The sequence below is a fragment of the Streptomyces sp. NPDC102441 genome (assembly GCF_044765585.1).
In the GTDB taxonomy this organism is placed as follows: Bacteria; Actinomycetota; Actinomycetes; order Streptomycetales; family Streptomycetaceae; genus Streptomyces.
Map to the genome: position 1 here is coordinate 382,429 of NZ_JBIWKH010000001.1, position 14,760 is coordinate 397,188.

Annotated in this window: 13 protein-coding genes; 6 read left to right on the top strand and 7 right to left on the bottom strand. The window is 71.2% G+C overall.

The features are described from left to right. Positions 1–5: 5 nt before the first annotated feature. The 6 genes from ACIREO_RS01745 to ACIREO_RS01770 form a co-directional block, all read right to left on the bottom strand. Positions 6–842, bottom strand: a complete 837-nt coding sequence (locus ACIREO_RS01745) for an alpha/beta fold hydrolase (protein WP_404103533.1) — start codon at positions 840–842, stop codon at positions 6–8. Then, positions 842–1,447 (bottom strand): TetR/AcrR family transcriptional regulator, encoded by a 606-nt coding sequence (locus ACIREO_RS01750; protein WP_404103535.1) that lies wholly within the window; start codon positions 1,445–1,447, stop codon positions 842–844. Before ACIREO_RS01750 ends, ACIREO_RS01745 begins: the two co-directional genes overlap by 1 nt. Before the next feature lie 197 nt (positions 1,448–1,644). Then, positions 1,645–2,001 carry a thioredoxin gene (gene trxA / locus ACIREO_RS01755; RefSeq protein WP_404103537.1) on the bottom strand — a complete coding sequence of 119 codons (357 nt, stop codon included), beginning with the start codon at positions 1,999–2,001 and terminating at the stop codon, positions 1,645–1,647. Continuing rightward, a complete protein-coding gene (locus ACIREO_RS01760) occupies positions 1,998–2,414 on the bottom strand; it encodes a MerR family transcriptional regulator (RefSeq protein ID WP_404103539.1) in 417 nt (138 codons plus the stop codon). The genes trxA and ACIREO_RS01760 overlap by 4 nt, the downstream gene beginning before the upstream one ends. Positions 2,415–2,545: 131 nt before the next feature. Next, on the bottom strand, positions 2,546–3,790 hold the full coding sequence (locus tag ACIREO_RS01765; RefSeq protein WP_404103542.1) for a hypothetical protein: 1,245 nt from the start codon (positions 3,788–3,790) through the stop codon (positions 2,546–2,548). Positions 3,791–3,957: 167 nt separating this feature from the next. Next, the gene (locus ACIREO_RS01770) at positions 3,958–5,319 is read right to left on the bottom strand and encodes a cation:dicarboxylate symporter family transporter (protein ID WP_404103545.1); all 1,362 of its coding nucleotides are present in this window, start codon (positions 5,317–5,319) and stop codon (positions 3,958–3,960) included. Between the two features lie 155 nt (positions 5,320–5,474). On the opposite strand from ACIREO_RS01770, the gene ACIREO_RS01775 reads away from it, so the two are divergent. From ACIREO_RS01775 to ACIREO_RS01785, 3 genes are all read left to right on the top strand, one after another. Further along, positions 5,475–7,130: an ATP-binding protein gene (locus ACIREO_RS01775; protein WP_404103548.1), complete on the top strand. Its 1,656-nt coding sequence runs from the start codon at positions 5,475–5,477 to the stop codon at positions 7,128–7,130. After that, a complete protein-coding gene (locus tag ACIREO_RS01780) occupies positions 7,127–7,801 on the top strand; it encodes a response regulator (protein WP_404103550.1) in 675 nt (224 codons plus the stop codon). The genes ACIREO_RS01775 and ACIREO_RS01780 overlap by 4 nt, the downstream gene beginning before the upstream one ends. 164 nt (positions 7,802–7,965) lie before the next feature. Beyond that, positions 7,966–8,589 (top strand): helix-turn-helix domain-containing protein, encoded by a 624-nt coding sequence (locus ACIREO_RS01785; protein ID WP_404104461.1) that lies wholly within the window; start codon positions 7,966–7,968, stop codon positions 8,587–8,589. A gap of 61 nt (positions 8,590–8,650) precedes the next feature. Here the strand turns inward: ACIREO_RS01785 and ACIREO_RS01790 are convergent, their stop codons facing one another. Further along, positions 8,651–9,676, bottom strand: a complete 1,026-nt coding sequence (locus tag ACIREO_RS01790; RefSeq protein WP_404103553.1) for an ATP-dependent 6-phosphofructokinase — start codon at positions 9,674–9,676, stop codon at positions 8,651–8,653. 241 nt (positions 9,677–9,917) lie between these two features. Here ACIREO_RS01790 and pta point away from each other — a divergent pair, with 241 nt between their 5' ends. The 3 genes from pta (at position 9,918) to pyk (ending at position 14,739) form a co-directional block, all read left to right on the top strand. Further along, positions 9,918–11,990 carry a phosphate acetyltransferase gene (gene pta / locus ACIREO_RS01795; protein ID WP_404103555.1) on the top strand — a complete coding sequence of 691 codons (2,073 nt, stop codon included), beginning with the start codon at positions 9,918–9,920 and terminating at the stop codon, positions 11,988–11,990. Between the two features lie 41 nt (positions 11,991–12,031). Next, positions 12,032–13,237 carry an acetate kinase gene (locus ACIREO_RS01800; RefSeq protein ID WP_404103557.1) on the top strand — a complete coding sequence of 402 codons (1,206 nt, stop codon included), beginning with the start codon at positions 12,032–12,034 and terminating at the stop codon, positions 13,235–13,237. A 74-nt stretch (positions 13,238–13,311) separates the two neighbouring features. Then, positions 13,312–14,739, top strand: a complete 1,428-nt coding sequence (pyk, locus tag ACIREO_RS01805) for a pyruvate kinase (protein ID WP_404103559.1) — start codon at positions 13,312–13,314, stop codon at positions 14,737–14,739. Positions 14,740–14,760 lie beyond the last annotated feature (21 nt).

Sequence of the window (14,760 nt, forward strand, 5' to 3'; positions counted from 1 at the left end):
CCGGCTCAGCCCCGGAGGGACTTCCCGAGGAGCTCCCCGAACTCCGCGGGATGGGTGGTCAGACCGGTGTGGCCGCCGGGGAAGTGCAGGAGTTCCGTGCCGAGACGCCCCGCCAGGAAAGCGGCCGTACGGTAGGCCAGCTCACCGCGGGAGTCCTCGCCGCCGGCGAGCACGAGCCGGTCCGACAGCGCCTCCAGCCGGTTCATGTCCGGGTAGTAGGACATGAAGGCGGGCACGATGCGCCCGACGAAATACGGCAGGTCGGCCATCGTCTGCTCGGCCCGCGCCGCTGCTCGCGGCGGAAGCCCGGTCCTGGCCTTCGGCTCCGCGGTGTCGCCGTCCTTCTTCAGCCCCGCCGCGAACACGGCCATCGCCGGCATCAGCCCCTGTGTGCGGAACGTCGCCTGCACGCGTGCGACGAGCACGCGGTGTTCGGAGGCGTCCGGCAGGACCTCCACCACCGGCGGCTCGTGCGCCACGACGCACCGGACGCTTCGGGGACGAGCGGTGAGCAGGTGCAGGGCGGTGATCGCGCCGGAACTGGAGCCGAACACCCGGGCGGGCTCACCGGGTGACAGCCGCTCCACCATCCGGAACGCGTCGTCGGCGTGCTCGGCCACCCGCTGCTCGGCCTCGGGGTCGTCCAGCGTGCTTCGGGACATGCCGCGCGGATCGTAGGTCGCGACCGTGTACTCGGCGGCCAGGGAGTCGGCTACGTCGTCGAAGGCGGCCGCACCCCCCGTGCCCCCGGGGATGAGCAGCAGGAGAGGTCCCTGGCCGCGCACTTCGTAGTGCAGGCTCGCGCCGTCGACGCGCATGCTGCCGGTGACCGGGACAGCCATCAGGAGTCTCCTTCTCGGGACGTGGGTTCCCGGGACGGGGGCCAGTGCTCCAGGAGGGTGTGCAGGGCGTCGAGGGAACGGTCCCAGGAGCGCTGCGGCGAGCGACCGTGGGTGAATCCGCCCGCGGCCTCCAGGGCGACGAACCCGTGAAACGTGCTGCGCAGCAGCCGGACGGCGTCGGTCAGGTCGGGCTCGGCGAGGCCGTAGCCGCGCAGCATGCCGTAGGTCAGCTGGACCGCGCGCCGCGGTCCGGGCGCTTCCGCGGCCAGTTCGGGGTCGATCCGGATCGGGGTCTGCGTTGCCGTGTAGCGGCCGGGATGCGTGTGGGCGTACTGACGCCAGGCACCGGCGAAAGCGATCAGCGCGTCCCGGCCCGCCCGCCCGGCTGTCGCCTCCGCGATTCCGATGGTCTTCTCGTCCGCCGCCAGCAGCGCGATCCGTCCTCGCAGGTCCTCCAGACCGCGGACGTGCGTGTAGAGGCTCGCGTCCTTCACGCCGAGCCGCCGAGCGACCTGCGACATGGTCACCTGCTCGAGCCCCACCTCGTCCGCCAGTTCGGCGCCCGCGATCGTCACCCGCTCCGCCGTCAGCCCGGCCCGCGCCATGAACCCTCCAGCGATCCTAGGACCCCTAGGCTACACCGAAACCCTCTAGGGCCGGCCACCGGTCGAGGCGCCGCCGGAACGAAACAGGACAAGGGCCCGCACAACCGTGCGGACCCTTGGAGGATCAGTGGACTCAGCTGCCGCAGCTGGGAAGTTACGGACGGTCAAACCAGAACATATCGCCCCTCAGGGTGTCCTCAACCTCCCATCGGCACCCTGATCGGGGTTACCTCCTCCAGTTCCTGGAGGAGGCGGCGCTTGGGGCGGGCGCCGACCATCGACTTCACCGGTTCGCCGTCCTGGAAGACCATCAGGGTCGGCATCGACAGCACCGCATAGCGGCTCGTGATGCCCGGGTTGCGGTCCACGTCGATCTGGACGACCTTGACGCGGCCGGATTCCTCCCTGGCGATCGCACTGAGCACCGGAGCGAGCTGGCGGCAGGGGCCGCACCAGTCGGCGGTGAATTCGACCAGGACCGGCAGGCCCTCCCCCAGGACCTCCGCGTCGAACGTCGTGTCGGTGACCTCGGCGACACCCTCTGCATGGATCATCTGTCGTCCTCCCAGTTCAGTTCGCATCGTGGTTCGGGACCGCCCGGCAGCTCGGCGGAGGCCTCGAGTTCGGCGCGGGCCAGCTGGGCGCCCACCTCCGTACGGACCGACTGCAGCTGGCCGATGAGCGCGTCCAGCTCGCCGAGCTTGCGCCGGTAGACGGCCAGCGAGGCCGGGCAGGCGTCGCCCGCCGGGTGGCCGGCGCGCAGGCACTCGACGAACGGGCGGGTCTCCTCCAGGTCGAACCCGAAGTCCTGAAGGGTCCGGATCTGCTGGATGAGCCGCAGGTCGCTGTCGTCGTACGTGCGGTAGCCGTTCTCCGCGCGGCGTGCGTGCAGCAGGCCACGCGACTCGTAGTACCGCAGCGTCCGTGTCGTCGTTCCGGCGCGTTCGGCCAGCTCCCCGATTCGCATACCGCGACCGTAATCCTTTACGTCGGCGTCAAGGCAAGGCAAGGCAAGGCAAGGCGAGGTAAGGCGAGGCGAGGCAAGGCCAGGGAGGCAGGCGGGCAGTCAGGCCGGGGGCCGTACGGCAGGCGTCCGCGTCAGGACGTCGTGAGGTAGCAGGTGTAGGAGCCGGCCACCGTCGTCTTCGTCCCCCCGGCGGGCTTCCCGTCCATGGTGACCGACACACTCACGCCGGCTTCCCCCTGCACGCTGAACCCGTCGGCGTAACGGCCGCCGCCCCGCCAGCCCTTCGGCGCGGCGGCATCGGCGCGCTCGCACTCCTCCTCCCCGTAACGGTCGGTGCTCCCGATGACCGGCTGGCCGGGGAAGGCCCGGTCCACCTCCACCTGGCCCAGCACCCGGAGGTCGTGCCGGTCCGCGCAGTCCACGGGCCGGACGATCGCCTCGGTACCCAGTCCCGTGTCGCCGGTGGTCGCGCACCGGCCGGCCTTCAACGTGGCGACGGGCGCCAGCACCTCGGCGGCGTCCTCGACCGGCTCGTCGTCATCGAACGGCTCCTTCACCGGCTCGCCGAAGGCGGTGAGTTCATACGCCGCCCGCAGGCGCTTCACATCGATGAGGCCGCCCCGGTCGTGAAGCACGGCGAGCACGGGCGAGAGGTCGGCGGTGACCGAGGCCAGCCTGCCGTCGGCATCCAGCTTCACCGTCATCCCGACCTGCTCCGTCCCCCAGTCGTCACCGGCGCCCCTCAGGTACGGCGGGAGGAGCTCCGCGGCGACCTCGGGCAGCAGGGACACCCGGTACACCCGGCTGCCGTCCGGGCGCCGCTCAGGGGCCTCGCGGGGGATCGCGCGCGGAACGAGGTCCGCCAGGGTCCCGCTGTACGGCGCCGCCCGCCCGGGGGCGTGCCCGGCGACCTCGCCGGTGGCCTCGCCCAGCTTGCTGACGGCCTCAGGGGAGTACTTCAGCCAGGCGGAGCCGGCGTTACGGACGTAGACGTCATCATCCGCGGTGGCCAGCACCTGGTCACCCTCAGGAGCCGATCCCCGGAGCAACTCCAGCGTGCCCTCCGGAAACGTGCGGGGGGCCTTGAGGTCGACGTCCGCGCGTGACGTCCCCCGGCCGTAGTCCTGGCTCCCCCGGGCGCGCTGCACGGCGTCGCTGCCCCCCACCCCGTAGCTCAGCGTCGATACGAAGGCCGCGGTGCCGGCCTCGCGGGTGGCGTCCGTCGCCGCCTGGAACTGCTCGGCGAGCGGTTGTCCGTAGACCGCCTCCCCCGCGTCCGGCCGGTCCGCGGTGCCGCATCCGGCCGCGCCGATGAGGGCCGGCAGCAGCAGCGCGGCTGCCGCTCTCCAGTGTCGTACGGTCTTCAGCGTCCCCACCCCTTGTGCCTGGTCAGGACACCTCTTGCGCCTGGTCAGGAGAGCGATACTGCTCGGCCCCGCCGCACGGCACCAGCACGGGATGATCACACTGTCCACACATGATGGGGCGGGACATGCGTGAGCGGCCGGTACGGGGGTCCCGTACCGGCCGCTCAGACCGTTCCTTACGCCTTCACCAGCGAGGGCTGCTCCCCGTCGCCGTCCCTGGCGTCGGGGACATGCGGCTCCGCGGGGCCCTCGTCGGCGATCATCTTCTCGTCGAACGGCAGGGCTCCGGAGAGGACCTCGTCCACCCGGGCCCGGTCGATCTCCTTGGTCCAGGTACCGACGAGCACCGTGGCCACCGCGTTGCCGGCGAAGTTCGTCAGGGCGCGGGCCTCGCTCATGAAGCGGTCGATGCCGACGATCAGTCCGACGCCGTCGACCAGTTCGGGGCGGTGCGACTGGAGGCCGCCGGCGAGGGTCGCCAGACCGGCGCCGGTGACGCCCGCCGCGCCCTTCGAGGCGATCACCATGAAGACCAGCAGCGAGATCTGCTCCCCGATGCTCAGCGGGTCACCCGTGGCGTTGGCGATGAAGAGCGAGGCCATCGTGAGGTAGATCGCGGTGCCGTCGAGGTTGAAGGAGTAGCCGGTCGGCACGGTGATGCCGACGACGGGCTTGCTGACGCCCATGTGCTCCATCTTCGCGATCAGCCGCGGCAGGGCCGACTCGGACGAGGAGGTGGAGAGGATCAGCAGGAACTCACGGCCCAGGTACTTCAGGAGGGAGAAGATGTTGACCCCGGCCACCAGGCGCAGGATCGCGCCCAGGACCACGAACACGAAGAGCGCGCAGGTGACGTAGAAGCCGACCATGATGATCGCGAGGGACTTCAGCGCGTCCACACCGGTCTCGCCGACCACCGCCGCCATCGCGCCGAACGCGCCGACCGGAGCCGCCCACATGATCATGGCGAGGATGCGGAAGACGAGGCGCTGGATGTGGCCGATGCCCCGCAGGACCGGTTCGCCGGCCGAGCCCATGGCCTGGAGCGCGAAGCCCGCGAGCAGGGCGACGAGGAGGGTCTGCAGGACCTCGCCCTCGGTGAAGGCCGACACGATGGTCGTGGGGATGATGCCGAGCAGGAAGTCCACGGTGGACTCGCTGTCACCCGCCTGTGCCTCACCCGCGGCGCGCGTCGCCTCGGTGATGTGGAGGGTCGACCCGGGCTCCAGGATGTTGCCGACGACCAGGCCGATGGCCAGCGCGACGGTCGACATGACCAGGAAGTAGCCGAGGGCAAGACCGCCGACGGCGCCGACCTTGGCGGCCTTGCGTACGGAGCCGACCCCCAGCACGATCGTGCAGAAGATGATCGGCGAGATCATCATCTTGATGAGGTTGACGAAGCCCGTGCCGATCGGCTTGAGCTCCACGGCGAAGTCCGGAACCACGAGGCCCACCGTGATGCCCAGCACCACGGCGGCGATCACGGCCAGATAGAGATAATGCGTGCGGTCCCGTCGTGCGGCTTTCTCTGCCACGGGGGTCTCCTCGGGTATGCGGCGGCTCCCCCGTCCCTGGGGGCCCCGGTGACTATTCACTTCCCTGTGACGGCCGTCACCCTTGCGTTCATATCGTTCACGGACGCTTTCGAGCCACCTTGGGCCTGCGGTCCCCGCCAGGCAGACTGTGAGGCATGCGCCTGTCCCGTACGCTCCCCCGCAGCCTGGCCGGCCAGCTCTTCGCGATGCAGGCCCTGCTCGTGGCGGCGGTCGTGGCCGGGTGCGCGTTCTTCGCGTACGCCTCCGGCCGGGACCGGGCCGAGGAGACCGCGGCCCGCCAGGTGCGCGCCGCAGCCCTGGCCATGGCCGAATCGCCGTCGGTTCACGAGGCGATCCGTACCCCTGATCCGTCCGCCGTTCTCCAGCCGTACGCGGAGCGCGTCCGCGAGGACACCGGGATCGCGTTCGTCACGATCATGAATCCGGAGGGGGTCCGCTGGACCCACCCCGATCCCACCCAGATCGGCAGGAGCTTCATCGGGCACACCGAGCGTGCGCTGCTCGGCGAGACGTTCGAGGAGACCTACGCCGGCACGCTGGGGCCCTCGATACGGGTCGTGACGCCCGTCCGCGACGGCGACAGGATCGTCGGCCTGGTCAGCGCGGGCATCACCGTCGAGCGGGTCTCCACACAGGTACGGGAACAGCTCGGCGCCCTCGGGACCGCAGCGGGCGCCGCCCTCGCCCTGGGCGCACTCGGGACGTACGTGATCAACGCCAGGCTGCGGCGGCACACGCACGGGATGAACGCCGGGGAGCTGAGCCGGATGCACACCTACCACGAGGCCACGCTGCACGCGGTGCGCGAGGGGCTGCTCATGCTGGACGGGCAGCGCCGGGTCGCCCTGATCAACGACGCGGGCCGGGAGCTGCTCGGGCTGGCACCGGGGTCGCTCGGGCGCAGGGTCGACGAGCTGGCGCTGCCGGTGCCGCTGACGGGCGCGCTCCTGGCGTCCGAGCCGCGGGTGGACGAGGTCCACCTGACGGCGGACCGGGTGATCGTCGTCAACACCAGCCCGGTGGTCGGCGGCGAGCGGCGCGGCACCGTCGTGACGCTGCGGGACCATACGGAGTTGCAGGCGCTGTCGGGCGAGCTCGACTCGGAGCGCGGCTTCACCCAGGCGCTGCGCTCCCAGGCGCACGAGGCGGCGAACCGGCTGCACACCGTGGTGTCGCTGATCGAGCTGGGCCGGGTCGAGGAGGCGGTGGACTTCGCGACCGCGGAGCTGGAGCTGGCGCAGGTCCTCACGGACCGGGTCGTGGGAGCGGTCGCCGAGCCGGTGCTCGCGGCGCTGCTGCTCGGCAAGGCGGCGCAGGCCAACGAGCGCGGGGTGGAGCTGGTGCTCGCCGAGGACAGCCTGATCGACGACGGGGCACTGCCGCGCTCACTGGCCCCGAGGGATCTGGTGACGGTCCTCGGCAATCTGATCGACAACGCGGTGGACGCCGCCTCGGAGGCGGCGGCGGGCGCCGGCGCTCCCCTCCCCGCGCAGCGCACCGCCACGCGGGCCCTGGTCACCGTGACCGCGCGGACGGACTCCGGCGAGCTGCTGCTGCGGGTGGCGGACACCGGCGCCGGGATCGGCCCGGACGACGCGGACGAGGTGTTCCTGCGCGGCTGGACGACCCATGGCACGGGCCGGGGCCTGGGGCTGGCGCTCGTCCGGCAGGCGGTCCACCGCAACGGCGGCACGGTGACGCTGGGCCGGGCGCCGGAGGGCGGCGCCGAGTTCACCGTGCGGCTGCCACTGGACGGCCGTACGGCGCGGACGGAGGTGGCCGCACCGTGATCCGGGTGCTGGTCGTGGAGGACGACCCGGTGGCAGCGGACGCCCATCAACTGTACGTGGGCCGGGTGCCGGGCTTCGAGGTCGCCGCTGTCGCCCACACCCGGGCGGAGGCCGTACGGGCGCTGGACCGGACCGAGGTGGACCTGCTGCTGCTCGATCTGTATCTGCCCGACGGACACGGCCTTCAGCTTCTGCGCTCGCTGCGGGCCGCGGGGCACGGCGCGGACGTCATCGCGGTGACATCGGCGCGCGATCTGGCGGTGGTGCGGGAGGGTGTGTCGCTCGGCGTCGTGCAGTACGTGCTGAAGCCGTTCACCTATCCCACGCTCCGGGACCGCCTCGTGCGGTACGCCGAATTCCGGGCCGCGGCCGGTGAGGCGAGCGGTCAGGAGGAGGTGGACCGTGCGCTGGGCGCGCTGCGGGTCTCGGACCCGGCCACCCTGCCCAAGGGGCTGAGCGGTCCGACCCTGGAGGCGGTGACCCGGGCCCTGCGGGAGGCGCCGGAGGGGGTGACCGCGGCGGCCGCCGGGGAGGAGCTGGGGATGTCCCGGATCACCGCCCGCCGCTATCTGGAGCATCTGGTGACGGTGGGCCGCGCCGTGCGGCGCCCGAGCTACGGCCAGGTCGGCCGGCCCGAGCTGCACTACCACTGGGTGGCTGAAACCCGCTGATGGTCCAGGGCTCCGCCGGAGGACACCCTAGGAGGATCATACGAAGGGTGAACTGATAGGAACAGCCTGTAGCCAGGCGGTTCCCGGGCTTCTACGGTGGGGCCGTGCACCCCACCCCGCCCTTCAACGCCCCCGCCGCGCGCCGCCTGCGCGAGGCCCTGGGAATGGCTCCAGGACATGTTGCGTACGGGCTCGGCGCCCAGTACGGACTTCGGATCACGGCCGAGACCGTGATGGCCTGGGAACGCGGCACGGCCCTGCCGGGCGAACGCGAACTGATGGCGCTGGCCGGTGTGCTGTGGTGCGCGCCGGGCGAACTGCTGGCCGCCGCGAGCACCTTGCGCGAGCACCGGCTGGCCCGGGAGATCGTGGTGGACGACCTGGCGCGGACGCTCGGGATGACGGCCGCCGCGTATCAGCGGATCGAGGACTCGGGCCGCTGGCGCGGCAACGAGCGCCAGGCGGTGGCCCTCTGCGACGCGCTGGACATGTCCGCCCCACAGTTCCTGTCGGCGACCGGCCGGAACGAGGAGCTGGCGGATCTGCTGACCAGGGCGGTCACGACGCGCTGGCAGGCATACGTACGCCCGGTGGACAAGCTGGTGCCGCTGGACCGGATCCTGGTACAGGACGTGCTGGAGCAGTTGCACGCCGACTACCAGTCGCTGATGGTGTCGACGCTGAGCTGGAACACCACGGGCCGGGACCGCGCGGGGACGGCGGGCGAGGAGGGGCGGGAGTTCCTGGACCGGGTGGTCGAGGAGTTCTGGCGGACGGCGGGCATCTGACCCGGCGTACGCGGGAACCGCCCCGGCCGTCCGAAGAGGTCCGGCCGGGGAGGGCGGAGCGTCAGAAGACCGACTCGGCCTCGTACATCCGGTCGCTGGGCACGGTCTTCAGACGGGTCACGGCGTCCGCGAGCGGGGCCATGACGATCTCGGTCCCGCGCAGCGCCGTCATCCGGCCGAAGTCGCCGCGGTGCACGGCCTCCACGGCGTTCCACCCGAAGCGGGTCGCGAGCACCCGGTCGTACGCGGTCGGCGTGCCGCCGCGCTGCACATGGCCGAGAATGACCGGCCTGGCCTCCTTGCCGAGGCGCAGCTCCAGCTCGACGGCGAGGCGGTTGCCGATGCCCTTGAAGCGCTCGTGGCCGAACTGGTCGATCTCGCCCTTGGCGTACGGCATGGAGCCCTCGGCCGGGTGCGCACCTTCGGCGACGCAGATGACCGCGAACTTCTTGCCGCGCGCGAAGCGTTCCTCGACCATCTTGACCAGGTCGTCGACCTGGAAGGGCCGCTCCGGCAGGCAGATGCCGTGCGCACCGCCGGCCATGCCGGACTCCAGTGCGATCCAGCCCGCGTGGCGGCCCATGACCTCGACGACCATGACGCGCTGGTGCGATTCGGCGGTGGTCTTGAGCCGGTCTATGGCCTCGGTGGCGACGCCGACGGCGGTGTCGAAGCCGAAGGTCCGGTCGGTCGCGGAGATGTCGTTGTCGATGGTCTTGGGGACGCCGACGACGGGCATCCCGGCGTCGGACAGCATGCGGGCCGCGGTGAGCGTGCCCTCGCCGCCGATCGGGATCAGCGCGTCGATGCCGTAACGGAGGGACAGTTCCGCGCAGTTCTCGGCTGCTTCGCGCAGCCGGTCACGCTCCAGCCGCGCGGAGCCGAGGATCGTGCCGCCGCGGGCCAGGATGCCGCTGACCGCGTTCAGGTCGAGGGGCCGGAAGTGGCCGTCGAGCAGCCCCTTGAAGCCGTCCTCGAAGCCGATGACCTCGTCGCCGTGGCCCACCACGGCGCGGTGCACGACCGACCGGATCACAGCGTTCAGGCCTGGGCAGTCGCCGCCTGCGGTGAGAATTCCGATGCGCATCCTGCTCTGTCTCCTGCTCGCTAGTGCCATGCATTCCGGGGACCCGTCATGAAACCCCCGTACCGTGAGCCACGACGATTGTCCCACGCCGAGCCGGACCCCCGCGCTTCCGGGCCGGGCCGCTCGGCCGGTACGGGTCCGGGGAGGCCCGCTCCGGGCGCCCTGCCCGGCGGGCGGCCCACCTGCCCCGGTAGGTATCGTCAAAGGGACAATGCCAGCCAAACAGGACGGGAGACCACGCGTGGCGCGCAGTGTGTACGTGACCGGGATCGACCGGGGAGACGGCCGTCAGGTCGTCGATCTGGGAGTCATGGAGCTACTGACGCGTCAGGTCGACCGGGTCGGGGTCTTCCGGCCGCTCGTCCATGACGGACCCGACCGGCTGTTCGAGCTGCTGCGGGCCCGCTACCGGCTCTCGCAGAGCGCGGAGACGGTCTTCGGCCTCGACTACCAGGAGGCCTCCGCGGTCCAGGCCGAGAAGGGGACCGACGAGCTGGTCTCGCTGCTCGTCGAGCGTTTCCACCGGGTGGCCCGCGACTACGAGGTCGTGCTGGTCCTCGGCAGCGACTTCGCCGCCACCCAGCTCCCCGACGAGCTGGCCCTGAACGCGAGGCTGGCCAACGAGTTCGGCGCCTCGGTGATCGCGGTGGTCGGCGGCCAGGACCAGGACGCCGAATCCGTACGGGCCGAGACGCGCAACGCCTACCGGGCGTACGCCGGTCTCGGCTGCGACGTCCTGGCGATGATCGTGAACCGGGTGGCGTCCGAGGACCGCACGGACATCGCCGAGCGGCTGCGGTCGCAGCTCCCGGTCCCCTGCTCCGTGCTGCCGGACGATCCCGCGCTCTCCGCGCCCACCGTCGCCCAGATCACCACCGCACTGGGCGGAACGGTTCTGCTCGGCGACGACTCGGGCCTCGCCAGGGACGCGCTGGACTTCGTGTTCGGCGGCGCCATGCTGCCGAACCTTCTCAAGGCCCTGACCCCGGGCTGCATGGTCGTCACCCCCGGGGACCGCGCGGACCTGGTCATCGGCTCGCTCGCCGCGCACAGCGCAGGCACGCCGCCCATCGCCGGCGTCCTGCTGACCCTGAACGAGCGCCCCGGCGAGGAGATACTCCGGCTGGCCGCCCGCCTCGCACCGGGCACCCCGGTCGTCGCGGTGACCGGCGGGTCATTCCCCACGGCGGGCGAACTCTTCGCCCTGGAAGGCAAGCTGAACGCGGCGACGCCCCGCAAGGCGGAGACCGCCCTCGGCCTCTTCGAGCGCCATGTGGACACCGGCGCCCTGCTGGAGCGGATCTCGGTGGCGCGCAGCGGCCGGGTCACCCCGATGATGTTCGAGCACGAGCTGCTGGAGCAGGCCCGCTCGAACCGGCGCCGGGTCGTCCTGCCCGAGGGCACCGAGGAGCGCGTCCTGCGCGCCGCCGACGTGCTGCTGCGCCGCGACGTCTGCGACCTGACCCTCCTCGGGGACACCGACATCATCCGCAAGAAGGCCGCCGACCTGGGCATCGACCTCGCGGAGACGCAGCTCGTCGACCCGCAGACCTCCGAGCTGCGCCAGAGCTTCGCGGAGCGGTACTCCGTGCTGCGCGCGCACCGCGGAGTGACGGTGGAGCTCGCGTACGACGTCGTCTCGGACGTCAACTACTTCGGCACCCTGATGGTCCAGGAGGGCCTGGCCGACGGCATGGTCTCCGGCTCGGTGCACTCCACGGCGGCCACGATCCGCCCGGCGTTCGAGATCATCAAGACGAAGCCGGACGCCTCGATCGTCTCGTCGGTGTTCTTCATGTGTCTCGCCGACAAGGTCCTGGTCTACGGCGACTGCGCGGTCAATCCGGATCCGGACGCGGAGCAGCTCGCGGACATCGCGGTGCAGTCGGCGGTCACCGCGTCCCGTTTCGGTGTGGACCCCCGGATCGCGATGCTCTCGTACTCGACGGGCACCTCCGGTACGGGCGCCGACGTCGACAAGGTGCGTGAGGCCACGGAGCGGGTACGCGCCTCACGGCCGGACCTGAGGATCGAGGGCCCGATCCAGTACGACGCGGCGGTCGAGCCGTCCGTCGCCGCGACCAAACTGCCGGCGTCGGAGGTGGCGGGCCGCGCGACCGTGCTGATCTTCCCGGACCTCAACACCGGCAACAACACCTACAAGGCGGTCCAGCGTTCGGCGGGCGCGGTCGCGGTCGGCCCGGTCCTCCAGGGGCTGCGCAAGCCGGTCAACGACCTGTCCCGCGGCGCGCTGGTCCAGGACATCGTCAACACGGTGGCCATCACGGCGATCCAGGCCCAGGGCGAGGAATGACCGCGATGACCACCGGCCCGAACAGCGAAGGTTCCCGCTCCATGAATGACGCGCACCGCGTACTCGTGCTGAACTCCGGCTCCTCGTCGGTGAAGTACCAGCTGCTGGACATGCGCGACCGATCGAGGCTGGCCACCGGTCTCGTCGAGCGGATCGGCGAGTCCTCCTCCCGGCTGGTGCACACACCGCTGAAGGGCGGGGAGACCCGTGAGCGCACCGGCAGGATCGCCGACCATGAGCAGGCTCTGAAGGCGGCTGCGGACGAGCTGGCGGCCGACGGCCTCGGGCTGGACTCCCCCGAACTGGCGGCCATCGGCCACCGGGTGGTGCACGGCGGGCTGAAGTTCAGTGAGCCCACCGTGATCACCGACGAGGTGCTGAAGGAGATCGAGCGGCTCGTCCCCGTGGCCCCGCTGCACAACCCGGCGAACATCACCGGGATCCGTACGGCGCAGGCGCTGCGCCCGGACCTGCCGCAGGTCGCGGTCTTCGACACGGCGTTCCACACGACGATGCCGGAGTACGCGGCGCGGTACGCCATCGACGTCGAGACCGCCGACGCGCACCGCATCCGCCGCTACGGCTTCCACGGCACCTCGCACGCGTACGTGTCGCGCAGGACGGCCGAGCTGCTGGGCCGGCCGGTGACCGACGTGAACGTGATCGTGCTCCACCTGGGGAACGGGGCCTCGGCCTCCGCGGTGGCGGGCGGCCGGTGCGTGGAGACGTCGATGGGACTGACCCCCTTGGAGGGGCTGGTCATGGGTACGCGTTCCGGGGACATCGACCCGGCCGTCACCTTCCACCTGAAGCGGGTGGCGGGGATGTCGGCGGACGAGATCGACGTCCTGCTGAACAAGAGGAGCGGCCTGGTCGGGCTGTGCGGCGACAACGACATGCGGGAGATCCGCCGCCGGGTGGACGAGGGCGACGAGCGTGCCGCGCTGGCGTTCGACATCTACATCCACCGGCTGAAGAAGTACATCGGCGCCTATTCGGCGGTCCTCGGCCGGGTGGACGCCGTGGTGTTCACGGCGGGGGTCGGGGAGAACTCGGCCCCGGTGCGGGAGGCTGCGCTCGCGGGTCTTGAGGGCTTCGGCCTGGCCGTGGACGCCGGACGCAACGCCGTGCGGTCCGGCGAACCGCGACTGATCTCGCCCGACGACGCGCGGGTGGCGGTCGCCGTGGTGCCTACGGACGAGGAGCTGGAGATCGCCGGCCAGACCTTCGATCTGGTCCACAACTGAGCGGGCCCGCGCCCCTTTGTATCTTCCACCAGACGGAATATTCCGCAGTGAAACAAACCGATAGGATCCGCCTCATGCGCCGTTCCAAAATCGTCTGCACCCTCGGTCCCGCCGTCGACTCCCATGAGCAGCTCGTAGCTCTGATCGAGGCCGGCATGAGCGTGGCCCGTTTCAACTTCAGTCACGGTTCCCACGAGGAGCACCAAGGCCGTTACGACCGCGTCCGCAAGGCCGCCGCCGAGTCCGGCCGCGCGGTCGGCGTGCTCGCCGACCTCCAAGGCCCCAAGATCCGACTCGGCAAGTTCGCCGAGGGTCCTGTCGAGCTGGTCCGCGGGGACGAGTTCGTCATCACCTCCGAGGACGTCGCCGGCGACAAGTCGATCTGCGGCACCACCTACAAGGGCCTGCCCGGCGACGTCACCAAGGGCGACCCGATCCTGATCAACGACGGCAACGTCGAGCTGAAGGTCGTCTCCGTCGACGGCCCCCGGGTCACCACGATCGTCATCGAGGGCGGTGTCATCTCCGACCACAAGGGGATCAACCTCCCCGGTGCGGCGGTCAACGTCCCCGCGCTGTCCGGGAAGGACGTCGAGGACCTGCGGTTCGCCCTGCGGATGGGCTGCGACATGGTCGCGCTGTCCTTCGTCCGGGACGCCGAGGACGTCAAGGACGTGCACAAGGTGATGGACGAGGAGGGCCGCCGGGTCCCCGTCATCGCCAAGGTCGAGAAGCCGCAGGCCGTCGAGCACATGGAGGGCGTCGTCGCCGCCTTCGACGCCGTGATGGTCGCCCGCGGCGACCTCGCCGTCGAGTATCCGCTCGAGAAGGTCCCGATGGTGCAGAAGCGCCTCATCGAGCTGTGCCGCCGCAACGCCAAGCCGGTGATCGTGGCGACCCAGATGATGGAGTCGATGATCACCAACTCGCGGCCGACCCGCGCCGAGGCGTCCGACGTCGCCAACGCGATCCTGGACGGCGCGGACGCGGTCATGCTGTCGGCGGAGTCCTCCGTCGGCGCGTACCCGATCGAGACGGTCAAGACGATGGCGAAGATCGTCGTCGCGGCCGAGGAGGAGCTCCTGTCCAAGGGCCTCCAGCCGCTGGTGCCTGGCAAGAAGCCCCGTACGCAGGGCGGTTCGGTGGCCCGCGCGGCCTGCGAGATCGCGGACTTCCTGGACGGCAAGGCACTCGTCGCCTTCACCAAGTCCGGTGACACGGCCCGCCGCCTCTCCCGCTACCGCACGGCGCAGCCGATCCTCGCCTTCACCACGGAGGAGTCCACCCGCAACCAGCTCGCGCTGAGCTGGGGCGTCGAGTCCTACGTCGTGCCGCACGTGGACAACACGGACGCCATGGTCGACCTGGTGGACGCGGAGCTGCTGAAGCTGAACCGCTACAGCGACGGCGACACGATGGTCATCACGGCCGGTTCGCCTCCCGGCGTCCCCGGCACCACCAACATGGTCCGGGTGCACCACCTGAGCGGCGAGCGCGCCTGACGCGCCGTACGGCAACGACCG